The 23,554-nt window shown below is 61.5% G+C and carries 24 protein-coding genes and 3 pseudogenes; 12 read left to right on the plus strand and 15 right to left on the minus strand.

Annotated elements, in window-relative coordinates; translation table 11 throughout:
• Nucleotides 1–21 precede the first annotated feature (21 nt).
• The 9 genes and pseudogenes from AB4Z46_RS07830 to AB4Z46_RS07870 form a co-directional block, all read right to left on the minus strand.
• Nucleotides 22–348, minus strand: a complete 327-nt coding sequence (locus AB4Z46_RS07830; protein ID WP_442282920.1) for an EthD family reductase — start codon at nucleotides 346–348, stop codon at nucleotides 22–24.
• Nucleotides 349–550: 202 nt separating this feature from the next.
• Nucleotides 551–893: pseudogene (locus tag AB4Z46_RS07835) on the minus strand (DDE-type integrase/transposase/recombinase); the annotation flags it as partial.
• Nucleotides 894–971: 78 nt separating this feature from the next.
• Complete coding sequence (locus AB4Z46_RS07840) at nucleotides 972–2,120, minus strand: Gfo/Idh/MocA family protein (protein WP_442282921.1); 1,149 nt, start codon at nucleotides 2,118–2,120, stop codon at nucleotides 972–974.
• A 26-nt stretch (nucleotides 2,121–2,146) separates the two neighbouring features.
• Entirely contained in the window at nucleotides 2,147–3,085 is a 939-nt protein-coding gene (locus tag AB4Z46_RS07845) for a PDR/VanB family oxidoreductase (protein ID WP_442282922.1), read from the minus strand.
• 42 nt (nucleotides 3,086–3,127) lie between these two features.
• Complete coding sequence (locus AB4Z46_RS07850) at nucleotides 3,128–4,102, minus strand: Bug family tripartite tricarboxylate transporter substrate binding protein (protein WP_442282923.1); 975 nt, start codon at nucleotides 4,100–4,102, stop codon at nucleotides 3,128–3,130.
• 23 nt (nucleotides 4,103–4,125) lie between these two features.
• Nucleotides 4,126–5,115, minus strand: a complete 990-nt coding sequence (locus AB4Z46_RS07855) for an ABC transporter substrate-binding protein (RefSeq protein WP_442282924.1) — start codon at nucleotides 5,113–5,115, stop codon at nucleotides 4,126–4,128.
• Between the two features lie 5 nt (nucleotides 5,116–5,120).
• Nucleotides 5,121–6,440 carry a Rieske 2Fe-2S domain-containing protein gene (locus tag AB4Z46_RS07860; protein WP_442282925.1) on the minus strand — a complete coding sequence of 440 codons (1,320 nt, stop codon included), beginning with the start codon at nucleotides 6,438–6,440 and terminating at the stop codon, nucleotides 5,121–5,123.
• 24 nt (nucleotides 6,441–6,464) lie between these two features.
• Complete coding sequence (locus AB4Z46_RS07865; protein ID WP_442282926.1) at nucleotides 6,465–6,926, minus strand: bacteriohemerythrin; 462 nt, start codon at nucleotides 6,924–6,926, stop codon at nucleotides 6,465–6,467.
• 431 nt (nucleotides 6,927–7,357) lie between these two features.
• Nucleotides 7,358–7,444, minus strand: a pseudogene (locus tag AB4Z46_RS07870) (IS6 family transposase); the annotation flags it as partial.
• 109 nt (nucleotides 7,445–7,553) lie between these two features.
• Here AB4Z46_RS07870 and AB4Z46_RS07875 point away from each other — a divergent pair.
• From AB4Z46_RS07875 to AB4Z46_RS07885, 3 genes and pseudogenes are all read left to right on the plus strand, one after another.
• The gene (locus AB4Z46_RS07875; RefSeq protein WP_442282927.1) at nucleotides 7,554–8,063 is read left to right on the plus strand and encodes a MarR family winged helix-turn-helix transcriptional regulator; all 510 of its coding nucleotides are present in this window, start codon (nucleotides 7,554–7,556) and stop codon (nucleotides 8,061–8,063) included.
• Nucleotides 8,064–8,088: 25 nt separating this feature from the next.
• Nucleotides 8,089–8,265: pseudogene (locus AB4Z46_RS07880) on the plus strand (acyl-CoA dehydrogenase family protein); the annotation flags it as partial.
• A gap of 113 nt (nucleotides 8,266–8,378) precedes the next feature.
• A complete protein-coding gene (locus AB4Z46_RS07885) occupies nucleotides 8,379–10,040 on the plus strand; it encodes a long-chain-fatty-acid--CoA ligase (protein WP_442282928.1) in 1,662 nt (553 codons plus the stop codon).
• Nucleotides 10,041–11,235: 1,195 nt separating this feature from the next.
• On the opposite strand, the gene AB4Z46_RS07890 is transcribed toward AB4Z46_RS07885, so the two are convergent.
• On the minus strand, nucleotides 11,236–12,486 hold the full coding sequence (locus AB4Z46_RS07890; protein ID WP_442282929.1) for an NHL repeat-containing protein: 1,251 nt from the start codon (nucleotides 12,484–12,486) through the stop codon (nucleotides 11,236–11,238).
• A gap of 804 nt (nucleotides 12,487–13,290) precedes the next feature.
• Between AB4Z46_RS07890 and AB4Z46_RS07895 the strand changes: the two genes are divergently transcribed.
• From AB4Z46_RS07895 to AB4Z46_RS07910, 4 genes are all read left to right on the plus strand, one after another.
• Nucleotides 13,291–15,153, plus strand: a complete 1,863-nt coding sequence (locus AB4Z46_RS07895) for a kelch repeat-containing protein (protein ID WP_442282930.1) — start codon at nucleotides 13,291–13,293, stop codon at nucleotides 15,151–15,153.
• 175 nt (nucleotides 15,154–15,328) lie between these two features.
• Nucleotides 15,329–15,772, plus strand: a complete 444-nt coding sequence (locus tag AB4Z46_RS07900; protein ID WP_442282931.1) for a gamma-glutamylcyclotransferase family protein — start codon at nucleotides 15,329–15,331, stop codon at nucleotides 15,770–15,772.
• Nucleotides 15,773–15,847: 75 nt separating this feature from the next.
• Nucleotides 15,848–16,402: an AAA family ATPase gene (locus AB4Z46_RS07905; protein ID WP_442282932.1), complete on the plus strand. Its 555-nt coding sequence runs from the start codon at nucleotides 15,848–15,850 to the stop codon at nucleotides 16,400–16,402.
• 167 nt (nucleotides 16,403–16,569) lie between these two features.
• Entirely contained in the window at nucleotides 16,570–16,833 is a 264-nt protein-coding gene (locus AB4Z46_RS07910; protein ID WP_442282933.1) for a hypothetical protein, read from the plus strand.
• 143 nt (nucleotides 16,834–16,976) lie between these two features.
• Here the strand turns inward: AB4Z46_RS07910 and AB4Z46_RS07915 are convergent, their stop codons facing one another.
• Together AB4Z46_RS07915 and AB4Z46_RS07920 are read right to left on the minus strand one after the other, a co-directional pair.
• Nucleotides 16,977–17,234 (minus strand): hypothetical protein, encoded by a 258-nt coding sequence (locus tag AB4Z46_RS07915; protein ID WP_442282934.1) that lies wholly within the window; start codon nucleotides 17,232–17,234, stop codon nucleotides 16,977–16,979.
• A 274-nt stretch (nucleotides 17,235–17,508) separates the two neighbouring features.
• A complete protein-coding gene (locus AB4Z46_RS07920; protein WP_442282935.1) occupies nucleotides 17,509–17,748 on the minus strand; it encodes a hypothetical protein in 240 nt (79 codons plus the stop codon).
• Nucleotides 17,749–18,350: 602 nt separating this feature from the next.
• Between AB4Z46_RS07920 and AB4Z46_RS07925 the strand changes: the two genes are divergently transcribed.
• From AB4Z46_RS07925 to AB4Z46_RS07940, 4 genes are all read left to right on the plus strand, one after another.
• Complete coding sequence (locus AB4Z46_RS07925; protein WP_442282936.1) at nucleotides 18,351–18,761, plus strand: DUF6896 domain-containing protein; 411 nt, start codon at nucleotides 18,351–18,353, stop codon at nucleotides 18,759–18,761.
• 150 nt (nucleotides 18,762–18,911) lie between these two features.
• The gene (locus tag AB4Z46_RS07930) at nucleotides 18,912–19,247 is read left to right on the plus strand and encodes a hypothetical protein (protein WP_442282937.1); all 336 of its coding nucleotides are present in this window, start codon (nucleotides 18,912–18,914) and stop codon (nucleotides 19,245–19,247) included.
• Between the two features lie 43 nt (nucleotides 19,248–19,290).
• Nucleotides 19,291–19,665: a hypothetical protein gene (locus AB4Z46_RS07935; RefSeq protein WP_442282938.1), complete on the plus strand. Its 375-nt coding sequence runs from the start codon at nucleotides 19,291–19,293 to the stop codon at nucleotides 19,663–19,665.
• Between the two features lie 120 nt (nucleotides 19,666–19,785).
• Entirely contained in the window at nucleotides 19,786–20,346 is a 561-nt protein-coding gene (locus tag AB4Z46_RS07940) for an alpha/beta hydrolase (protein WP_442283066.1), read from the plus strand.
• A 406-nt stretch (nucleotides 20,347–20,752) separates the two neighbouring features.
• Here the strand turns inward: AB4Z46_RS07940 and AB4Z46_RS07945 are convergent, their stop codons facing one another.
• Nucleotides 20,753–21,217: a DUF2846 domain-containing protein gene (locus AB4Z46_RS07945; protein WP_442282939.1), complete on the minus strand. Its 465-nt coding sequence runs from the start codon at nucleotides 21,215–21,217 to the stop codon at nucleotides 20,753–20,755.
• A gap of 265 nt (nucleotides 21,218–21,482) precedes the next feature.
• Here AB4Z46_RS07945 and AB4Z46_RS07950 point away from each other — a divergent pair, with 265 nt between their 5' ends.
• Complete coding sequence (locus tag AB4Z46_RS07950) at nucleotides 21,483–21,881, plus strand: hypothetical protein (RefSeq protein WP_442283075.1); 399 nt, start codon at nucleotides 21,483–21,485, stop codon at nucleotides 21,879–21,881.
• Nucleotides 21,882–22,008: 127 nt separating this feature from the next.
• Here AB4Z46_RS07950 and AB4Z46_RS07955 read toward each other — a convergent pair whose 3' ends face one another.
• Both AB4Z46_RS07955 and AB4Z46_RS07960 read right to left on the minus strand, forming a co-directional pair.
• On the minus strand, nucleotides 22,009–22,173 hold the full coding sequence (locus AB4Z46_RS07955; RefSeq protein WP_442282940.1) for a hypothetical protein: 165 nt from the start codon (nucleotides 22,171–22,173) through the stop codon (nucleotides 22,009–22,011).
• Nucleotides 22,174–23,054: 881 nt separating this feature from the next.
• Entirely contained in the window at nucleotides 23,055–23,546 is a 492-nt protein-coding gene (locus tag AB4Z46_RS07960; protein ID WP_442282941.1) for a hypothetical protein, read from the minus strand.
• Nucleotides 23,547–23,554 lie beyond the last annotated feature (8 nt).

The following is a 23,554-nucleotide window of genomic DNA, read 5'->3' on the forward strand; positions in this document are numbered from 1 at the left end:
ATTTCTTTCGCTCTGAAAATGTCAGGAGCCGCCTTGCCCCACCACGACCTCGCTGACCTGTCGCAACGGTGCGATATCGGTGTAGTTCGCGACGTCGTCCCGGATCACAGCCGCGTGCGGCCCGAATCCTGCATGGAATGTCTCCAGCGATTCGCTGTAGAGATGCGCAATGGCGACGTAGATTGGCGGTGTGCCCGGCGCGCCGCTGGATACGCCCTTGTCAATGCTGTATCGAATGAGCGATGCACCCATCTTGTGCTGGACCATCGGCAGATGCTTGTCTCGGTAATAGGCGTGGTCGAACCGCGCATCGGGCTGATACGGATACATGATGCTGACTTTGATCACCGGGTCTCCTTGGAGTGGTCGTTCAGGAGAAGAAGTCTATGCAGCGCCGCGCGCATCCGCATCGTCGGTTACGACGGATTTGATGGCACCTACTGGGTTCTTTCGCGGTAGTGACGCGGAGCCCATGAAGCCAGGCCGCTGTCTGGCGCTCAAAGGTCGGCCAGCACCGGCAAGGTCTTGATCGCCCAACGGTGCATTGGTGGCGTGATCGTTTGAACTGGCCTTTGCGGATGCGATGCAGCAACTCGGTGCCGGCGATCGTCACTGCCGCGCGATCGAAGATCTTGAAGCCGAGCATCGGCTTGATACGTGATTTCACGTTTCGATGGTTCTGCTCTATTCGGTTGTCCAGGTATTTCGACGATCGCAGTCGCGTGTCTTTCCAGCGAGAGTTCTGCTCGGGCAATTCCCGCACCGCGCGATACGAGGCAGCGTAGCCATCGAGAGTGATGCTTACCGGACCCCGCCCTTGAGTCTTCAGCGCCTTTCGAAAAGAAGGCCGTGGCCGCCTTCACATCGCGTTTGGCGCTCAGCCGAACATCGACTGCCACAGCCTACCGGAGGCGCGATTTGCACCAGAACCAGTTCGAGCACGCTTTTCCAATGAGAGGCAGCACGAACTTTCAGGGCGCCAAGGCCACATCCTGGTTCGATCCGGCTGATTCGAGCAAAGCCAGGCAGACACCCAGCGTGGCCCGCGCCCATCGGCCGTCGTGCAGCGCAGGCACACCGCCCACCACAGCGTCGTACAACTCGTCAATGACCTCGAAGCGGGGCACTCGGGGGACGTCAAGCGGCCGGCGCTCCTTCTTCCGGTCATCGTAGACCCAGACGCAGTCGGGAAGCGGCCGCACGTCGCCGCGCTCGCACGACACCACGATGGGCCCGAAATGTTGGTGCCAGGCTTGCGAACCATCGGGTGCTGCGGCGACATAGCCAGCGCCCCCATAGGTCCCCGAGGCCTTGAGGCGCGCTTCCTCACTCGGAGAATTCACGGCGGCGAGCTTGCGTCGTGCCGCGCCGTAGGCGTCGGGAGACTTTTCGACGCCCATTTCGCCAATCCATCCGCACCATTCGTCCGAGTCGAAATGGCCGTAGCCGTTGTAGCTGAGGCTGGCAAAGGCACCACCCTCGAACCACAGCAGGGCGGAATAGGCGCCTTGCGTAGGGCGCGCCGGATCCCAGTCGCCCGTGACGGCTCGCACACGGGCCACGGGCGCGCCCGCGAGCAATCGCACAACGTCGACCTGGTGCGCAGCCTGGCTGAACACCACGCCACCGCCATCCTCGGTGCGCAGCTCCTCTGGACGGCGAGGTCGGTAGAGGAAGTCGGTGTAGTTGAGTGCATGGATCATGCGCACTCGGCCAAGTTCACCGCTCGAGACGACATCGCGCGCCCGCAAGTAAGGTGTGTCGAAACTGTGGCAGTGACCAACGATCAAATGAACGCCCGCTTCGCGGCAGTGTTCGATCATCGAGTCGCATTCGGCCATCGTGAGCGCCATGGGCTTCTCGACCAGCACATGCTTGCCGTGCCTGGCCGCGATACGAGTTTGCTCGGCATGGAACTGGTGCGGACTGGCGATATAGATCGCCTCGACTTCCGGGTTGGCCGCCAGGCCCTCGATGTCCGCGTAGGCCGGGGCATCGAAATCCGTCGCGAATCGGGACCGCGCTTCCTCGCGCGGGTCGCAGGCGGCGACGAGTCGGACGCGGCGATCGCGCTGAAGGGTCGGTAACATCAGCGTGAAGGCACGGCCAAGTCCGGCCACACCGAGTCGGAGTTCGCGATCCGGTGTCACAGGTCGAGCACCAACTCGGCAGACCTGGCCCGCGAGACGCAGATCATGATCTGGCTTTCCATTTCCTCGGGCATCAGCACCATGTCGCGGTGGTCGGCCTCGCCACCGAGCAGCCCGGTACGGCAGGTGCCACAGGTGCCGCTCTCGCACGACGACGCAGCGTTGCACCCGTGATCGCGCAAGACGGTCAGGATCGACTTGCCGACCGGCACCTCGAACTCGCCACCCGTGCGAGCCAGCTTCACCGTGAAGGGCTCGTCGTCCGGACGAACACCCCCGCCTTCGTTGAAGCTTTCGAAATGCACATTGGCCGGCGACCAGTGGCCGGTCATGTCACGCACAGCTTCCATCAGCGGACGCGGGCCGCAGCAGTACACGTGCGCCGTGTTCGGCTTCTCCAGGGTGGGCCAGAGATCGAAAACTCGACCAGAATCACCCAGGGAGTGATGGATGCGCACCTGCTTCTTCAGCTCGGGTTGACCCAGTTCGTCAAGGAAGGCCGTGGCCTCAGGCAAGCGTGTCAGGTAGAGCAGTTTCCACGGCGCCGGCGCCAGCTCGCCGAACGATCGAATCATCGACAAGATGGGTGTGATGCCGATCCCTCCTGCGATGAAGAGGTAGCCCTTTGCGTTCTCTACCAGCGGGAATGCGTTCGAGGGCAGCGACGTAGGCAGCGTATCCCCTTCATGGACTTCTTCGTGCATGCAGATCGAGCCGCCTTGACCCGCGACGTCTCTCTTGACGGCGATGACGTACCGATTGCGCTCTGCCGGGTCGTTGCACAGCGAGTACTTGCGCATCAGGCCATTGGGCACCTGCACCTTGACGTGCGAGCCGGGCGTGAACGGCGGCAAGTCGCTGCCATCGGCCTGCACCAACTCGAAGCTGCGGATTCCTTCAGCGACGTCGTACGCGCGAGCGACGCGCAACGGCATCTGGGTGTCGGAGTGTGTCTGAGGCGTGGTCACGGCGGTGCCTTATTCGGCTTTCAGCTGAGCGCGCGCGGCGGCATCGGTCACGCGCTGCTTCTCGCTTCGCAACGCCTCTGCAAGTTGCTCGGGCGTGCTCCCCACGGGGTCGACGCCGGCAAGTCGCAACTGCTCAATAATGTCCGGCCGCTTGACGATCTTCGCGATCTCGTTGCTGACCCTGGCAATCGCATCGTTCGGCGTGCCTTTCTTTGCCAGAACCGCGACGTTGAACGCGAAGTCAAAACCTGGAATCTTTTCAGCCAACGCCGGCATCTGCGGGGCCAGCGGGGAGCGCGTCGGGGAGTTGGTGGCCAGGAGGCGAGCCTGCCCGGACTTGACGAATCCCATCAGCGATGGTGGGGAGGCGAACACCATGTCGACCTGGCCACCAATCATGGCGGGTACCGAATTTGCGCTGCCTTTGAATGGCACATGCGTCATGACGATACCGAAGCTCGCGTTCATGGCCTCTGCTGTCAGATGATGGATGCTCCCCGTGCCTGCGGAGCCGTAGTTGAGCGCGCCCGGCTTGGCCTTTGCCAAAGCGATGAGCTCGTCGAGGTTGTTGGCTTTCACGCTCTGATTGACAACAAGGAACAGCGGAGCCTTGCCGACCAACGACACCGGAACGAAGTCCGTCGCTGCGTCGTAGCTCATCTTCTTGGTCAGAAGCGGCGTGATCGACAGCATCGGGCCATCGGTCACCAGCAGCGTATAGCCATCGGCCGGCACCTGCATGAGCGTTGCGGCAGCGACGGCGCCGCCAGCGCCCGGCTTGTTCTCGACGAAGACCGATTGCCCCAACGCTTCTCCAAGCGGTCGGGAGAGCACACGCGCCACGGTATCGGGCAAGCCTCCCGCTGAGTAGGGAACGACCAGCTTGATAGGGCGACTGGGATAGGTCTGCGCATGTGCCACCGGTCCGGCGGCGAAACATGCGGCGTAGGCCAGGAGGGACCAGGCAATGGTTCTGCGGTTCATGGCGCTTGTCTCTTGTGCTTGTTTCAAATGCTGTAGGTCTCGTATGTAGCCGGGTGGAAGAGCTCGCTCACCGGCACCAGCCTGGACGAAAGGCCTTGCTCGTGATGGCTTCGAACGAATGTCTCCAGCGTTCTGCTTGCCGCGGCAACGCCGTAGGACCAGAAATCCTCACCCATCGTCTCGCGCGCCGCCTGTAGCTGCTCCTCGACGAACGGCAGCGTGACCTTGGTGGCCGAAGTGTCCGAGAGCAGTTGCAGCGCCGCGGCCTTGGACTGCGTGAAAGCCTTGACGACCGCGGCGGGAAGCCAGGGATGCTTCGCCGCCAGCTCTTTGCGGATCGCCGCCACGTGCATGATGGGAAAGACGCCGGTGCGCTTGTAGTAGTCCTTGGCCACGGCTGTGGGATCGTCGAAGAGCCATCCGATGTTCGGGTTCTCGAGCGCTGCCCGACTGGGCGGACGCGGCGCCATGAAACCGTCAATTTCGCCCCGGTCGAGCATCTGCGAAATCGTTGCGCCTTCCGGAGCCTGTTCGATGCGAATGTCGCCAGGGAGCTGCAGCTTGATCTTTTCGGGACGCCCGGGGGTCTCGATGCCGCCGCGGACCCATGTCACATCAGCGGGATGAATGCCGTAGTCGTCCTGCAAGATCGCACGCGCCCATACGTTGGCCGTGAGCTGGTATTCAGGCAGGCCGATGCGCTTGCCCTTCAGATCCGCAGGTTCGCGAATGCGGTCCTTGCGGACATAGATGGACGTGTGACGGAATGCCCGCGAGAGGAAGACCGGCAGCGCGATGTAGGGACATTCGCCTCTCGAGTGCTTGACGAGATAGCTGGAGAACGAGAGCTCCGTGATGTCGAAATCGACGCTGCGCATCGCACGGAAGAACATTTCCTCGGGATTGAGGAGCATGTACACGGGGTCGACACCGTCGATCTGGACGCGCCCGTCATAGAGAGCACGGGTGCGGTCGTAGTCGCCCATCGCAACGGAGAGTTGAAGCTTGCTCATCGAATTCACCCCTTCACGGAATAGGACGGTTCGAGTTCGGGCTTTTCAAGTCCGTCCTGCCAGATGTAGCGTGCTTCGTAGCTGCGCCAGTCGGTGGTCTTGGGAACGATGGCCTGAAATGCACAGACGGTTGGCGTGGCCGCTTCGGCTCCCGTGCCGATGGCAGGGGCACCTTGCTCGAAGGCGCGTACTGCCTCGAGCATCTGCTTGCGGAACTCGACGATCGCGAGATCGCTCGCGCCCAGACGGTCATGGGTGCGGTCGGCAATGGGGCCCATGGTCAGCCACATCGCGACATCCTGATTGGGGAAGCCGGTGATGCCTGTGAAATTGCCCGCCTTCATGGCGTTGCGGTCCTGCCAGAACTTGTTTTCCTCGGTGCGCAGCGGACGGTAGCTTTCGTCAAGATCGATGCCTACCGTCTGGCGCAGGAACTTGCGCCAGGTGGCAGTCTCCGGTGTCTGCGCAGGGTGACCCCAGGCGATGAAATAGAACGCCGTGTTCGTGTCGTCCATCGGAACGTTGATGTTGGCAACGTTGTAGAGATTGTTGGGCGGTATCAGGGCGGTCGCGGGGGCGACGAAGACCGTCGAACGCACATAGTCATTGGCCGCGGCGTTTGTGAGGGGTCGACGCAGCGCGGCATAGCGGAAGCCGTAGCCGGTGCGCTGTACTTGCATGCGCGGCGCCTTGTCGGTGGATGGACGCAGCCAGGTCTTCTCGGTGGCCTTGGCGCTATCGACGCGCGCAGGAACCATGTCGGACGAGTGAAGACTGGAACTGTGTGCCGAGTCGATGGCGCCTTCGAGAATCTGCGCCCAGTTGCACGGCAAATGAACCTTGGCGATGCTCACCCGTGTGTCTGCCGTCGGCGCCCAGGCCGGTGGCTCGAAAGACGGCATGGTCTCTTTCGGGCCCATGTAGGCCCATACCATGCCACCCCATTCCTTCACCGGGTAGGCCGTGTGCTTGACCTTCTCTGCCATGCCACTGGCTGCCGGCTCCGAAGCCATCTCGAGGACATTGCCGTCGACGTCCATCTTCCAGCCGTGGTAGAGGCAACGCAGGCCGCCCTCCTCGTTGCGGCCGTACACCAGAGATGCACGTCGATGCGGACAGCGCTCGTCCATCACACCGACGCGGCCGTCGCTGTCGCGAAACACGACCAGGTCTTCTCCGAACACGCGTGCCTTCACCGGCGTGCCATCCGGTTCCCCGACCTCCTCCTGCAGGCAGACGGGCGTCCAGTGGCGGCGCATCAATCGGCCCATCGGGGCCTGGCCCTCGACACGGCAGAGCAAATCGTTTTCTTCGGGGGTCATCATGGTCGACTTCTCAAGGTGGTTGAACTAGCTGGCCGATTCGGCCGTGGACTTTCGGCCCATGCGCAGCACCAGCGGCTTGGCGCCGTATCGCAGCTTGCATAGCCAATGGGACAGGGCGGAATCGAGATGCTGGACATGCGCGGGGAACCAGGACGCCAGTTCGTCGGCCAAGCGGCGGGCGACCTCGACATCGCCATGGGTCAGGCGCCTCTTGACGCCGCCCAGACTCGAGAGCACGGCTTCATGCTCTTTGATGTGGCAATCGCGCGGAGGAAAAGCCGTGTCCAGCATCAATGCGTTCTCGGCTGCGAAATGCTTCGCGGCGTGCGCCAACACCTCGTCGAGCGCAAGCGCCAGGTCTTCGTCACGCGCGCTTTGCAGGCGGCCGATGCACTCGGCGAGCACCGCGTGCTCATCATCGATGCCGATGTTCCCAAGCAGCAGCGAGTCTGACCAGGCGAGTGGTGGTGAGATCGTGGAGTTCATGTGGGGGAGCAACGGTTGCACTCGGATTCGCGGCATTATTTTGTTAGGCGTCTAAGTATTTTAGGTGCGCGCCCTTTCCCTTCACAATCCCGTTGTCTTGGTGTTTTCCCTAGTATTATTAGCCGTCTAACTATTTTTCGTGTCGATTGGGAGACGCTGGTGCTGCCGGAGACAGTCTCAAAAGGGCCTCGAGATTCGGGGGTGGCGGCACGCGAGAACGCCGTACCGCCTGGTCGGACGATGCGGTGTAGAGTGGTTTTCCCCGACACGGCGTGCCGTCTCCTTGCTTGAACAAGAGATCGAGAAGCTCAGCTTTGCGATTGACCACCTGCACCGACTGATGCACGGCGCCCGCAGCGAGCAGTTCACCGAACCATCAAACGCATCGTGCGACCGGTGCCCGGCTTCGTGCGCTGTCGTCCTTGATGGGTGGCGACCGTGTTGGCGCCGCTCTTGTCGATGGTGATCCTCTCGGGCACGCCGTGCAGCCCGATGGCTTGTTCCAGGAACCGCCGGGCCCAGCCCGTCCGCTGTTGGCACCCCCCTAGCCATTCTTGAATCGAGACGCCAGACAGTGGATATCATGCCGAAGCTTCAAGTAGGCTATTTTCCAAAAACGATCCGACCATGCCTGACACCGAGCACACCCAGCATCTCTTGCATCACTGGCGCGAGGCAGTTCCTCAAGATCGTCTAGCGCACCTGATACGAGACGTTGCGCGCGCACAGATGCGAGCTCTTCAGAATCGTCTAGCCGCCCACAGTGTTTCCTTTGGCCATTGGACTTTCCTACGCATCCTCTGGATTCAGGACGGCCTGACTCAGCGCGAACTCAGTGATCTTGCGGGGGTTATGGAGCCGACTACTTTCAGTGCCGTGAAGGCCATGGAAAGCATGGGATTGGTCGAAAGAAGACAACTGGCAGGCAATAGAAAAAACATGCACGTCTTTCTTTCACCTGCCGGACGTTCGCTCGAAAAGGTGCTCGTTCCTTTGGCCGAAGATGTCAATCGGACAAGCGTTCGAGGCATTCCCGAGAGATCCGTGGCCATTGTTCGAAAGAGTCTCCTCTTGATGATCGAAAACCTGGCCGAGGAAGAAGCAAGCCTCGAAAGACAGGGCCATTCAGTCAAATAGCGTTCTTCGCGTACATGGCGGGGTGAAAGTACTTGTCAGCCGAGCCCAGGGGCGCGTGGTGGACGAGTGTCTTCAACTCTTCGGGGGATACGGCTACATGAACGAGTATCTGATCGCCCGCGTGTACAGCGATGCGCGCATCCAGCGCATTTTTGGCGGCGCCAACGAGATCATGCGTGAAGCGATTGCGCGAGGTCTGTAGCGCCTGGCATTGCCCACGAAAAATCATCCAATCCGACGATGTCAAAAAACAGTCGCCCACCTAGACTGTCGCTTCACGCAACCCCAACTGACAGATCCTAGAGGCACTGCGCCATGACAAATCGCGTTGGCATTCATGCCATGGATATTCCACTGCTGTTGAAGAACCTTTTGCAGCAGGCCGCACGACATCACCGATGCAGCGAAGTCGTCTCCGTCATCCACGGACAGACCTATCGCCACACCTATGCCGACTGCGAACTGCGTGCTCGCAAGGTGGCAAGCGCGCTCACGGCCCTCGGCATTGGCACCGGAGACCGGGTGGCCACGCTGGCATGGAACGACCATCGGCATTACGAACTGTATTTCGGCATCACCGGCATCGGTGCAATCTGCCACACGATCAACCCGCGCCTGTTCCTGGAGCAACTTGTCTATATCGTGAACGATGCACAGGACAGGATCCTGTTCTACTCATCGGACTTCGCCGAGACAGTGGCGCAACTCATGCCGCAATGCCCCAGTGTCGAGCACTGGGTGCTGATCGACGATGCATACGCTGCAGCGGAACCGCCCTCTTCCCAGCCAGGCTACGAGCAATTGCTCGCGCAGCAGGACGGCAGCTTCGAATGGCCGGAGTTCGACGAGCGGACGGACGCCTTTCTTTGCTACACCTCAGGCACAACCGGGCAGCCCAAGGGGGTTATCTACACGCACCGCGCCACGGTGCTGCACGCATATGCGGTCGCATTGCCCGACTCGCAGAACATCTCGGCCAGCGAAGTCGTTCTGCCGGTGGTGCCTATGTTCCACGCCAATGCCTGGGAGTCTCCGTTCTCCGCCACGCTGACCGGCGCCAAGCTGGTGCTGCCCGGCGGCAAGCTGGACGGGGAGTCGCTCTACCGGCTGATCGAAGATGAAGGTGTGACGTTCTCGATCGGCGTGCCGACAATCTGGCTGAACATGCTGGCCTACCTGCGTCAGAACAACCTGAAGCTGCACACGCTGCGCCGATTGCTGCTCGGCGGTTCCGCCACTCCACTGTCCATGATGGAGGCCTACGCGGAGATGGGCGTTGAAGTCGTGCAGGGCTGGGGCATGACCGAGACCGCAGCAATGACCACCACAGCGCGCCCCTTGGCCAAACACAAGATGCATTCGGCAGCGCAGATGCGTGAGCAGGTCTTCGTCACGGCAGGCCGGGCCGTGGCCGGTGCCGACGTGCGCACCGTGGACGAAGAGGGCCACGAGATTGCCTGGGGCACAGGCAAGCCGGGCGATCTGCAGGTGCGCGCGCCCTGGGTGATTTCGCGCTACTTCAAGGCAGATGCGCCGGCGACTGTACAAGGCTGGCTTCCCACCGGAGACATCGCCTTGATTGATGCCGATGGGTACGTTCGTCTCACCGACCGCAGCAAGGACGTCATCAAGTCGGGGGGCGAGTGGATCTCCTCCGTCGAACTTGAGAATCTGGCCATCGCGATTCCTGGGGTGCAACTGGCGGCCTGCATCGCCGGTAAGCACGAGCGTTGGGGCGAACGGCCGGTGCTCGTCGTGCAGCCCAAGGGCGGCGCGCAACTCACCGAGGCACAGGTGCTGTCGGCCTTTGAAGGCAAGGTGGCCAAATGGTGGATGCCGGATGCAGTCGTATTCGTCGAGCAACTGCCAATGACGGCCACCGGAAAGTTATACAAGCTCGCACTGCGTGAGAAGTTTGGTGATTGCCTGTTGACACGCTCCCTGAGCCCCGGAGAAGCTTCTCCAGTGGGGCCGTAGCGATACAGGCTCGCCCAGCGGCATCGCGGCAAGCAATGGACCTTTGCGGCTGGGCTGCCGCTGGTTTCAAAGAGGCTCTGGTGCGAGTTTTTGCGCAGCCGAGCGACATCGTGAGTACGTTGCGTCCGTCAGGCCGAAAGCACCGCGCTCCAGATGGGGACACGGCTTGGCCCTTGAGATGCAGCCGAAGGAGTTTTGAACTGGCTCTGGCGGATTCGGTGCATCCCTCAACATAGACAGGGATGCGATGATTGCCGACCCACCAGCCTCCGCGGCTGGCTACCGCGCGAGCGGTCTAGTCCTCGCGCCCTTTGCGGACTTGGAGGAATCCGGAGAGCGGATCCTAAGATAGCCTTTGGAATGACGCTCGAGGCTCGCATCTGGGTGATTCAGAGGCGAGGACTAAACCGCTACCGCGGTAGCCCGCCGGCAGTTCAGGGCCTCATGCGCGGAAGTGGGGCGGATGAGCGCCTCGGCCTGGGCCGGCGCCACGCTGTTGCCGCACATGCGCACCTGGGCGGTCGTCGTGAGCGGAATGCGCGGCACTGCCAGGGGATCGTCAGCCTGGACGCCGCAGCGTTGCCCACGAAAGACGGACCCATTTGGTTCGTGCCAGCCGACGACGCGAGCGCAGTCGAGCGGCTAGCTACGCTGGTAAGGAACGAGCAGGCAGGCGCGTCGGCACGGCCACTCTCGTCTGCATAAGGCCGGAGCTTGGAAGACCTTCAATGAAGTTGTTGGCTCGCCCTGACGCCGCGGCGTGGAGGTCAAAATTCGGCCGACTGCGGAAGTTCGTCATGGCCCCTCCGTTGTCCCCCAACTCTGCCCCCCAGCGGGCTCGCAAGCTGGCTACAGTCGGCCGTTTCCGGGCGTTGATGCTCCGGTACAACGCGCTCGACGAGGTCAGATTGCAAAAGCATTTCGCTGTTGAACCTGAAGTTGCCAGCGGCCTCGGCGAACACACGATCATCAATCGTTCGACCGTGCCGTTTGAAGAGTATCTTTTATTCCATGGACCCCGACTTCGAGAGCGCCTCATGGCGACGCGCCGGCCCTGCGGAATAGCCGTTTGGTGGGGTGCTGCCGGTTTCAAACACACCTCGTCGACATGCGAAATGAAACCGGCGGTAGCGGCACGGGATGCGAGCGACACGCCGACGCGGTGATTGGCCCGTCGCGTCGGCGATCACGCGACTCAGGGCGCGCCGACTGGTACGACTTTGCGGATCCGGTTGCCCAGGGTATCGGCCACGTAGATCGTGCCGTCGGCGCCGACCGCCACGCCGGACGGCTGCCTGAACCTCGCGGCCGAGCCGATGCCGTTCTGCGAGCCCATCACGCCGGCCTGGCCTGCGAGCGTGGACACTACACCCGCCGGCGTGATCTTGCGCAGAACGCTGTTTCCCGTGTCGGCCACGTAGAGGTTGCCGGCGGCGTCGAAGGCCACGCCGCCCGGGCGCTGGAAGGTCGCGCTGGCGGCCGCGCCGTCCGCGGCGCCGGGCGCTCCCGAGCCCGCGAAGGTCGTGACCACGCCGCCTGGTGTCACCTTGCGGATCCTGTTGTTTTCGCTGTCGGCCACGAAGAGGTTGCCCGCGGCGTCGATTGCGATGCCGTAGGGCCGGTAGAACGATGCCGCGGCGCCGGTGCCGTCGGCAAAGCCGAAGCCGCCGGAGCCGGCCAGCGTGGTCACGTCGCCCGCTGAGGTGATCTTGCGGATGAGGGAGGTGTTGAGTTCGGCCATGTAGATGTTGCCGGCACTGTCGACCGTCATCGCGATGGGGCCGGTGAACGTGGCGTTCGTGGCGTTGCCGTCGACCGAAGTGCCCGCACCGGTGCCCACGAACGGGGTCACGTCGGCCGCCGGTGAGATCTTGCGAATGCGGTTGCCGGAGAACTCCGCGGCGTAGAGATCGCCCGAGGGCGCGAGGGCGATGGCGGTTAGACCGTTGAACGAGGCCGCCGTGCCGTTGCCGTCGATCGTGGCGGCGTTGTTGTTGCCGGCAAAGGTGGTGACGTCGCCGTTGGCCGTGATCTTGCGCACGCGGTTGCCGCCCACGTCCGACACGATCAGCCCGCCGTTCTTGTCGATGACGATGCCGAAGGGGTCGGCGAACGTTGCGGCGGTGCCGTTGCCATCGAGTGCACCGGAGCTGCCGGATCCGGCCAGCGTCGAAACCTGTGCCTGGGCCGCCGAGCAGGCCACGGCCACGTCACCGACGTCGGCCGTGACAGTGCCGCTGCCTTTGGTCACGGTGCAGAACTGCCAGAAGGGCTGGGTGCGCACCCTGACTTCGTAGGTCGAGCCTTCGGCCAGCGCGGTCGAAAAAGTGAACTTGCCGTCGGCCGTCAGCTGGAGGTCGTCACCCGCATTGCTCTGCAGCGCCAGGCTGCCGGTCAGGCCAGTGACCGTACCGCCAACCGTGTGCTTTTTGACGACCGGGGACACGGGCGCTACTGGAGAAACGAAGCCAGCTCCGTTGCTTCCGCCGCCCCCACCACAAGAAGCCAGCAGCGCGATCGCGCCCGCCACCGCGCCGCAGCGCCCGTAAAAATTCACCTGAAAAAACATCATCCTCAGCCTCGTTAAATTTATTGGTAGATGAGGAAAACCCCTCGGGCCAAAGCCGGAGAGGTTTCCGATTGTTATTTTTACAGATTAAATGTATCTCGCCTGTTACTGAGGTGGGAATGGGTCAAACCTGCAAGAGCCGTCGACGCGCAGGGTCGGCAAATGCAGATCGAGGAGCTTGGGCGTTTACCTGTAGTTCAGTTCAGTGTGCACATTGCAAATGTCAGCTTCGGAGCGCCGCGTACAGTCGGTTCGGGCCCGAGGCGCCTGGTAGCCGACAGGCTACAGTCGGCCATGAGCCGTCATCCGACGACACCGCTAGATGCGACCACAAGCCGACGGGTCAGCGGTGAATGCGTGCCGCCGAGCTGAGGCAACGCCTCGGTATTTCTCCCAGTCAAACACCCGCCGGGGCGACACCAAATCGACTACTTCAGTGTTACATTTTAATGTAACTATCTGTCGCTTTGGGAAAAGATGGAAATGCGTAGAGAAAAACTGTGGGTGCGCACGGGGGGAACTGCTCGTGGGCTCGTCAGGGGCGTGCTCGCAATATGCGCCGCAGCCTGGTTGATTGCCGCTTGCGGCGGTGGAGGTGGTGGCGGAGGTGGCTCCGTTCTTTCCGCGGCGGCGCCTGCGCCGGCAAGCCAGCCCGCGAGTTCGGCCTCCGGGACGACAGCGATGGACCCGCCGAGTGTGCCACCGGCGGAACCCGTCTCTCCTCCTCAGGGTCTGCGTTTCGCAAGCGCCTCGGTGACTTATGTGGCCGGCATGCTCATCACACCGAACACCCCGACCTACAGCGGCGGGACAATCACCCGCTATGTCATTGCGCCGGCCCTTCCGACTGGTCTGGAGCTTGATCCAGCGAGCGGTGTCATCAGCGGCGCACCGCAGGCACCCTCGACCCAGGTCCTCTATACCGTAACGGGAAGCAATGCCTCGGGCTCCGCGACCGCGGGAGTCCGCATCGAAGTCACGCCACGCGCGATTGCGCCAACCAACCTCCACTACTTGAGCGAGGCGCCGATCTATCGCTTGGAGCAGGCCATTGTGCCCAACACGCCTGTGGCCGATGGTGGCGCATTCACACAGGTCAGTTTGTCTCCGGCTCTTCCCACTGGCCTGGTTCTGAACAAGGTCACAGGCGTCATTAGCGGCACGCCAACGCAGTTGAGCCCCAGCCGAAACTACACCATCACAGCGAGTAATAGCGCTGGTTCAAGCAGCGTCATTTTGCGCATCTCGGTCGAGGCTTTGCCCTCCCCGCCAACCGCGCTTGGCTACCGCACGCCGAGCGCGATGTACAACCTCGGCAAACCAATCACCCCCAATCTGCCCGCAAGTGTCGGTGGGCCCGTCAAGAGTTACAGCGTGGTGCCCGAATTGCCGGCTGGGTTGAGCCTGGACACAACGAACGGAGCCATCAGCGGTACCCCCCGAGGCCTTCAGTCCTCTACCCGTTACATCATCACGGGAAGAAACGAAGCAGGCTCCGCTTCAGCGACAGTGCACATCGCTGTGGTAACGGGTGCGATGAGCACCAATCGAGTCGCCTTCGGTCTCGCCTTGTTGACTGACGGCAGGGCTCTGGCCGTCGGTGGAGGCGATTCGAGCTTTGACCCGCCCCTTAGTAGCGCCGAGTTCTTTGATGTCACCACGGGGCAATGGATGGCTACCGGCTCAATGAGCACCGTTCGAGGAATCCACTCCCTGACGCTTTTGTCCGACGGTAGGGTGCTTGCCGCGGGCGGCACCGAATCCTCAGCTCTCGCTGCGCATGAAACGAACACAGCCGAGTTGTATGAGCCGGCCACTGGTCAGTGGTCAACAACTGGATCGATGAACGTCGGCCGCTATGGCCATACGGCAACCTTGCTGTCCAATGGCAAGTTGCTTGTAGCAGGCGGGACCTCATTCAGATCAACCATCACCTCGGCCGAGTTGTTCGATCCGGCTACCGGGCAATGGGTTCCTACGGGCTCACTGAACGTAGGACGCACCTTTCACTACGCCACACTCCTGGCGAACGGAAAGGTTCTCGTTTTCGGCGGGGCGGACTCTACAATTTCGGAGCTCTACGACCCCGTCGCAGGCACTTGGGCAGTGACTGGTTCAACGCTCGAAAATCGCTCCCTGGCCACTGCAACGCTGTTGCCAAACGGCCAAGTCTTGGCCGTAGGTGGCTACATCTATAGCGGACTGAGCACTCCGCGAAATAGCACAGAGCTTTACGATCCATCCACTGGAGTTTGGGCTGCTGCAGGCGCAATGAGCGTCTCCCGCTGGGGCCATACCTCAACGCTCATTCCTGGTGGCAAGGTGCTCGTCGCCGGAGGAACAAGCGACGGGGGAACAACTGACCTTGGAAGCACGGAAATCTATGACGTGACCACAAATCGGTGGAGCACGAGCCTCCCGCTGAGTGAGCCACGCAGGGTCCATCGGTCTGTGGCGTTGCTCGACGGTAGAGTTTTACTGGTTGGGGGTGCGGGACCAAACGGACCTCTGAGTTCCTCGGAGGTCTATGCTCCGTTTCGGTAAGGCGACCTTTCTTACCTACGTGCTCGCAACCTCAGCTGTTCTAATGCTTTTTTCCACGGTCACGTTGATGCTGTGGCTATACCCTCGCTCGTCAGGCTAGTGACAGGCAGGACGCGGCCAATTCCGGACCTTCCGGTGGGCTTCGTAGTTGTAACCGGTAGATGCATAGACCTTCATGTCGCAACTTGTCTTCGTTTTCGGAACGCTGAAGGAGGGCTTCCCCAGTTCCGCAACCAACAGGGGCGCGCGAGTGGCGGGAGACTTCATGACCGTCGAACGCTTTCCGCTCTACCTGGTCGGGAAGCGGTTCTCCCCTTGGCTCATCGATGCTGCGGGGGAAGGTGAGCGAGTTGTCGGTCAGGTGTTTGAAGTTGACGAGGCGACGTTGGTCGCCATGGACAAACTGGAACGCGTTACGGAGTCAGACGGATACCGTCGCGTGATGCTCGAGGTCGAGGCGCTGCAGGATGGCCGAGGGGCGGCCTGCCGTGTGTACGCGTACATCAAGCCTCGAGAGCAGTTCACCGCGGAAGACGTCCGACTCGGCCCCTTGCGGGAATACACGCGCGAGCATGCGGCGCTGTACCGTAATCGGGAGCCCTTGGCCATTTCGCGATGAGAACGCGGGAGGCTACAGTCGGCCAACTCCGAACCTTCGCAGGGGGCCGTTCAAGATGAATGAGGAAACGCGCTGATGCAGGGCTTCGTTATCGTGAGTGGCCTGCCTGCCAGCGGCAAATCAACGCTCGCGCGGAGTTTGGCGCAGGAACTCGACCTGCCTCTGCTCGACAAAGACGACCTTCTTGAGGCCCTTTTCCCGACGACAGGCGTCCACGACGAGGCTGTGCGCCGAGACCTGAGCCGACGAGCTGACACGGAACTCCAGGAGGCGGCCAGGCGTTTCCAGGGCGCCGTTGTGACCTCTTGGTGGCGGCACCCCAGTTCAACCATGGACTCGGGCACACTGGTCGAGTGGCTAAGCTCCCTTCGCAGAGTCGTCGAGGTGTACTGTCGATGCTCCCCGGTGGTTGCGGCATCCCGGTTCCTCGCGAGGTCTCGCCATCCAGGCCACCTCGATGGCTTGCGGACACACGCAGAACTGCTGGAGACATTCAAACGTCAAGCATCGCTTGGTCCCCTCGGCCTTCGACGCTGCGTCGTCGTCGATACCGAGTTCAACGCCCCGCCCGAAAGGGTCGGCCAGGCCGTCGCCCGACTGCTGACGGAGGGCTCTACCGGCGGCACCTGATTTCGCTTCCGCAAGGGGCAGAATGCGGCTGCGGATTCAACCGGTCGATGCAACACACTGATGACTGCCGTAGGCAGAAGGAGTGTTGCATCGACCGGTTGAATCCGCAGCCACAACCAGACATTGACGGAGCCCTCCCGGCGAAGTTCAAAAGGCAGGTCTATCGCATGCAGATGAAGAAATGGAAGGCAGTTGGTGTCGTTGCAGAGGGCGGCCCCATCGACATCGGTGGCGCCAATCCGTGGACGCAAAGCTGGAAGCGAGCGCATGACGCTGCCGTTGACCTCCCACATCCCTCTCACCCCTCTCAGAGCCATAGGCTGAGGGTCTACAGCATTCAGGTTGGCGAGCGTGCCGTCGAGTTCGCTGCCGGCGAGGTCTCGGCGAACGTCTGGGCCTTCTACGTCCCAGCCGAAGAGGCCGGCAGCTGACTTCGAGGCGACGGGCAGAATGCGGCAAGAAGCCGCCCTTCACCCAAGCCACTGTTGCCAGGATTCGATTTCACTCGTCACCAGGGACTCTTGGATGCATACGCGGATCCACTCGCAAGAATTGCAACAGTCAGCCTCACCGGTCAGTAGTTGCCAGTGGCCATGTTGCAGCGCGTCTGCGCGTCGCTGCAGCGTTGCAGCGCTTCGTTCAGATGCTGTTGACAGTTGCTTTGCGATGCCTGAACGCAGAACTGGTAGTCAGCGTTGGCGGTCTGAGTGCAAGTGCTGTACTGGAGTTCGCAGGGGGTCTGGCTGCCGCCGTCCCCCTGAGCGGATGCGGAACCCGACAGGGCAACCGCCGCCCAGACGGCGCAAGCGAGACCGATGATTCTTTTCGTCATGGTACTCCTTCATCTACTGGTCGAATGCGATGAATCCAGGGCCACCCCATCCACCCCAGTCCATTTCCATCTGGTTGATCTGGGCAGCCTCGAGTTTGTAGTTGCTCTCGAGAATCGCATAGTAGGCCTTCCCTGGTACTTGATCGGCGAGATCTTGTCTTTTGGCAGTTTTGCAAGCATCGCGCGCTGATCCGGCTTGACCGGCGTGACGACCTTGCAGCCCAGCACGGGGCGCTGAGTGGCCGCCGGGATGCCGACCGCAGGCGGGCCGGCGTCAGTAGCTACCGAGCGCATGACCACTCAGGTTGGTACCGTCGAGAAATTGCGCGTTCGTCCATACCGAGGCGACCCTTGTCATCTCGTTGATCGCCACCTTGGGGGGTGCCTCGGCACCGAGGACGGCGATCAATGCGATGGCAGGGTTTTCAGTTGCGTTCTTGCTCGCGCTCGGCCGCCCGCCCTGGGCGACCATGTAGAGGCTGGAGCCTGGTGCGACATCGGGAGGAACGGGCATGGTGAAGCGACCTTCGCCATCGGTCCTGGATTGCGCGAGTTGGACCGGCCGACCTGCGCTCCCAGCCCACAGGGTGACCGCCGAGCTGGCAATGGGCGCGCCACCGCCAAGCACCCGACCGTCCAAGCTGCCGGCTGCGAAGGCCGGCAGAGCACCTAGCAAGCCGGTTGCTCCAGTGACAAGTGCGCCGCGAAAGAGGCATGACAGAACATAGAACAAGCGCATATGGACCACCCCAGGACGCAACGCGTGCACCGAAAGCGACCCAGCGGCATGCGTGCACGCATCCGTGGGATCGGGAGAAACAGCAGCGTAAAGAGACGCCACGACATTCTTGATTGGCTGGCAAAGGAAGCCTATCCCGGCAGCCACCTAGTACACGTACGTGGTGGCCGGAAGGGCTATCGTCGAGCATTCGAACAATCCGTGGTCAAGGTTCTGGTCGATTCCGACTTTGCGTGGCACGACGCCGGCTCTCGGATGAAGAACGGACTTTCAGACCCAGGTGTGCAACGACGGCAGCGGGCCCGAAGCGGCTGGCAGCCGACAGGCTACAGTCGGGCCATAACCGGACGGTCAGCACCAACTTCTGATACCTCCAAATGCACACCCAAATGGATTCGCGCCTTCGTAGCCTCATCGTGGACTTCCTGGCTGCGGTAGCAGCAGCCGTGAATCTCCTCAAGGAGGGAGGCATTGCGATGCCTGCAAGCAATGTTGCCTGGGCCTGCAATGGTCTTCCGCACAATGGCGTCCTTCCAGGCGGCGTGCCGTACCTCAAGCACGGGTATGGCATCGGCGTCGAGCTTGAGGCTGGATTGGTGGATTTCGATTTCGGCCAGAACGGCGAGACAAATGGCTTCGACTTTTGGCGCCTTGCTCGCTTCGCCGGTGACCGTCTGAGCCAGTACACCTTCACCTCGGAAGAGGAACTTCGCGAGTGTTTTCAGCTTGCGGTGGACAGCGGTGCATTCGAGCCCTCAACGTACATGCTTCACTACCTACGCAAGTAGCGGCCGCACTCCCGACCGCTTCGTTGTCTCACTTTTGCGGGCAGCGAAAGTCCCTTTCCGGCCGRCTGCCGTAGGTCTAGGTGTGGCAGGATGCGGCCAGAAGCGGCTGTTCAACCTAAGCGGCCAAATTTGATGAAACCTGCTATCTCCGTGAACGCTGCCATCGATGCCCTGCCAAGCTTGGCAGGGGAAGACGTCGCTGTGGAAGGCATTCTTCGCTTCGAATTCGAAGGCACTGCGATAGACCATTTCCCCAAGCAGGAACGCCGTATTTCCCAGACCTTTGGGCCCATTGAACCGTCCAGCATTTGGCTCAGCGTAGGCGCCGGAGCTTTGCAGTTCAACGAAGAGCAACTTCGCCGCTGGCACGGGAAGAGAGTCACCGTCCTCGGGAAACTGATAGGGCCGGACCCGCGTTTCGGCGGGAGCGGCCACCTTTCAGCTTGGCCTGCGGAGATACTGTCGCGTTCGATTGAGCGGCTCTAGTCGGCCCAACCAGACCTTCGCAGCGACCTCCCAATCCTTCACCATGCCAGACATCAAGCCGAATAGTTCGCTCTTGCTCAACGACGAGGACGTCGAGTACGCTCACTTCAAGTGTTGTGGGGACGAAGACTTGGTGTTCTTGCGCTGCCCATCCTGCAGGCACATCTGGGTTGACTGCTACGAGTGCGATACCTGGTACGTTGATTTGCACGACCTGTCGAACGTTCAGCACCCGGAACCCTCGCCAGCCGGCGGCCACGTTCGATGCCCAAGTTGCGGGACGGCCTTCGAGGACGCTCAATACTTGAGCAAGGACGTGGTCGACAAGTATCTGCCGACCGCCGAACAGGTCGCCGACGCTGGCCATGGCCGGCACCTCGCGAGGCACCTTCGAATCAGGTTTGGCCCCGAAACGTAGCAGCAGAATTGTTCTGCCTCAGGCAGCATGCGGCCAATACCGGACCTCCGGGCTTCACTTTCGATTGGGCGAAATGGCGTGACTGACATTTCCGGTTTCCAGGTTCCATTTCGTGATGTCATGCTTCACGGCTCCATAACCCGGGGCGCTTCCGAGAGCTTCCCGCGCACTCTGGCTCTCCACGGAGGCGGAAGTTCGACGCGCCAGGGCTTCCAGCCACTGCTTACTTCGTTGGCCGAGCGTGGGCACTCTTGCGCGGCGTTCGACTTCTCGGGGCATGGCGAAAGCAGCGGAGACCTTGCCGATTCGAGCCTGAGCCATCGTGCCGAGCAGGCGCTTGCTGTGGTCGAGCACCTCAGGATGCGGCGCCCGGTCTCGATGATTGCGAGCAGCATGGGCGGCCACGTGGCGTGTACCTTGATTGATTCGCTGGCTCCGACGGCGCTCGTGCTTTACTGCCCTGCAGCGTATGAGCAAGCGGCACAGAACCTGGCCTTCGGGCCGGCCTTCAGGCAGGTTATCCGTGCGACAACCTCTTTCGCTGCACGCCAGCCTTTGATGCTCTCGAGCGATTCAGCGGAAGGCTGCTTGTGGTGTGTGGCTCGGAGGACTCGGTCATACCCAAGGAGGTCGAACGCGAGTACATCACACGCGCACGGAAGGCACAGAGCGTCGAGGTGATTCGCCTGGCCGGCGCCGGCCATCGCCTCCATGACTGGCTTGGAGCTCGCCCAGTTCAGGCCTCCAGCATCGTTCAACGTGTCCTAGCTACGTTGCAGGGGGACGCGTAGCGCACGCGTCATGTGGCCGGACCGAAGCAACGGCGGAATGCGGCCAAGTCCGGACCTTCGCGACAGGTTCCCAGCATGACGAATCGAACCGACCTTCAAGTGCCAGACAGGTGCGCTAACCGCACGAGAGACTTGCACAGCGTCGTCTAGTGGGAGGCGCAGAGCGGCCACAGGCCACGGTCAGCCACAGGCCGACACTCAAAGCTGCTGACCTCGCTTCGCCGTCTACGAGTGCTCTGTGCAAAGAGGCGCGGAGAAGGCAGTAGAGCTTTCGTTGCCGCCCTCCAAGAAGACGGTCAAGTGCCGCATTTCCCCGGCTGCGCCAGGCCGAGTTTGGCCACGTCAGCCTTGCCTTGCTCCTCTGGGACCTGCTCCAAGTCGGCGCCGCCCACGAAAGCACCCATTTTGATGAACTGCCGCACGAAGTAGTTCTTGCCGGCTTCCACAAACACGTCCAGGGAGTTGGGCGAGAACTCCGATTCCGTTTCGATTTTGTGCTTCTTGCCGCCTTCCACCTGCGTGTAGAAGAACACGTCGGATGCGCTCTCTCCCAGGCATTTCCCATTCACCCAGATGTCCTTCTTCAACGCCTTCCCTACAAAGCTGTTGCGGTAAACGTAGAGTCCTGAATTCCCTTCACTTGGAGCAGTGAACTGCTTGGCCTTGTCGGTTTCCTCCTTGCTGGCCATATTGACGGAGGCGCAGCCAGTCAGCACTAAGGCAGACAAGGCAAGAACGATGATGTTGTGGTTGATTTTCATTTTTTATGGTCGTTGAAACCGTTGTGAACGAAAGGCCGCGCAGCCAGTCTGGTACAGGCCTCCATGGCTGCCGCGCGCGATGCCCGCGGCGGTGCCATTGTGCCATTTGTTGCAATACGTAACCGGCTCCTCGTCGGCCCTCGCTGTTGGAGCCAGTGGGGCCGGCGCGGCTGCGGTTGTGACAGAGAGCGGCCATGAGCAGACCTTCGGCCACGACGTTCGACGTGCGTGCGCATGACGGCGAGCCGGACAACAATCAGCCACCATGTCCCCGAAACCTCAGGCCATCTATCCGAAACCAGAATGGGTCGCCTTCGTGCGCGGAACTTGTGTCATGGCAATTCTGACGGTCTCGCTCCACTGGTTGCCGGACATCCTCATCTGGGGCTATGCCCAGTTTGGGAAAGGGCTTGTGATAAACGAAAGACGCTGGGAGTTCATCCGAGGCGTCTGGTATGCGATGGTCGGAGGCGCCGTCACGGTCAATTTGGCTGGGTTGCTGTGGGCATCGTGGCACTACCCGCGCCGCAAGGCCTATGAACGTGACCGAAGAGCGATGGTCCGCGTGCTCCAGTGTGTCGCCGCTTCTGGCACGCTCTCCAGCGTCTCGGCGATCACGGCGTCGACGCGCGCGTCCGTCTGCGCTGGCATGGCAGACTTTTAGGCACTAGCTTGCATTTACATCCGCGACGCGATACAACTCAGCAGTCTAACGGCATGGACTTCGAGCAGTTGCTCGACCTTCTCTAGGGTCGAAAGCTCGCAGCTGGGGCAGCCGGGCGTGAGCCTATTCAATTTTTGTGGTGGCGTGCCGCCAGGTCAGAATTACCAGCGAGCCCTTCGATGGAAAAAAGCAACATCTTGATCTTCGCCGCAATGCTTGCTGTTACGTCACACGCGACGGCCCAAGTAGGAGTGCCCAGCCCTGCGGCATCGACTTTCGTGGTACCGAGCATTGCGCGTATCGATGCTGTCAGCCAACCGGATGCTGATGAGTCCTTCAAATCCCCAGGTGCGGCACTCAACTTGACATTGCCTCCCGAAGCGATCTCAACCTTCAAAATGTCGCTGCCGGATCCGAACTCACAGAGACAAGCTTGGTGCGTACAACAAAGTCAGATTCGACCCGAGAGCACCGGTTCAAGTGGCGCCGGCGCGAGGATAGCCACCGGTTGCTACGACCGAAGTGTCGCAGTGTCCGGGCGCGATTTCTTTATAAGTTCTGCCGTGGAGTTGGCCGTCCGTAAGGCGAGATCCGCATTCTCCGATTGATTTCCAGCGACTTTCACCTAAAAGGTTGAGTTTGCAAGAGCTGCGGTAGACCAGTCGGCCCGATCAGAGATAGATGCTAGGCATTGAGGCATTGCCTTTCTTGGGCTGACGTCCATGTGCAGAAATCTGTTCGTGGTTTTTGCACAAATGTGGTCGCGCCTTCATCCTCGCTCCACCGCCTCCTGAGGTTGGCGCGCTAAGTCGTTGTCACCGTTCGCTGCGCTATGCGTTTCGGCTACGAGCCGCCCGTCTCGGCCAGATCCAAACGTGGAACCGCGGCGGCGGGTTCGCGGACACCCCCTGAGGTTGGCGGCCTGGCCGGCCGGCTACAGTCGGCCAGAAGCGGACGGTCGCCGCGGACGTTCAATTCACCGGCAATATCGCGCCTCGCCCACTGGCTACGGGATGTTTGCTCACTTGCAGACTGCCGAAGCGTCGATGGCTTCCGAGGGCTCGTGCGAAGCATCGCGTTACCCTGTCAGCTCGAGCGACTGAAGAGGTGGGTCCGTTCGAAGGAGGTGGCATTGCCCCCGTAAGCAGTGGATGCGGTCCTGATGACCGTGACCTACTTCGTCGCAACCCTAACCATCTTGGCGTTCGATGCCGGGCCAATTCCCGGACTGTACGTCGCACTGATAGTTCCATCTGCCTGCATCTCGTATGTCGTCACAACGGGACGAATATTCGCATAGGTTGTGATGACGAGCTTTCCAGGTTGAGGTACGCCGTAGACTCGCTTCCAGCTTCTTGCAATCCGGCCATACGGCGACATTGAGTCACCTAGGGCGTACACGGCACTGAATGTATCCTCAGACAGCGTCTCCACAATCAGAATGTGCTGAACGCGGTCATGCCCCCCAACCCAAACCCCCTCCCACCGCCCCAGAAATGCTGTCTTCCTTGGGTCCATGTCCTTCCGGGGTTCAAGAATACGGATGTCATCGGGCAGCGGGGCGGTAGCGTCGCTTCCGCTGTACCCAACGCCATATCCGGCACCTTGGCAGCCGGCCAGAGTGACGACGGCGAAGGCGAAGATTGCGCTCCATGCAATCCGCATCGTCCGGC

This window comes from Variovorax sp. M-6, assembly GCF_052114385.1.
GTDB lineage: Bacteria > Pseudomonadota > Gammaproteobacteria > Burkholderiales > Burkholderiaceae_C > Variovorax.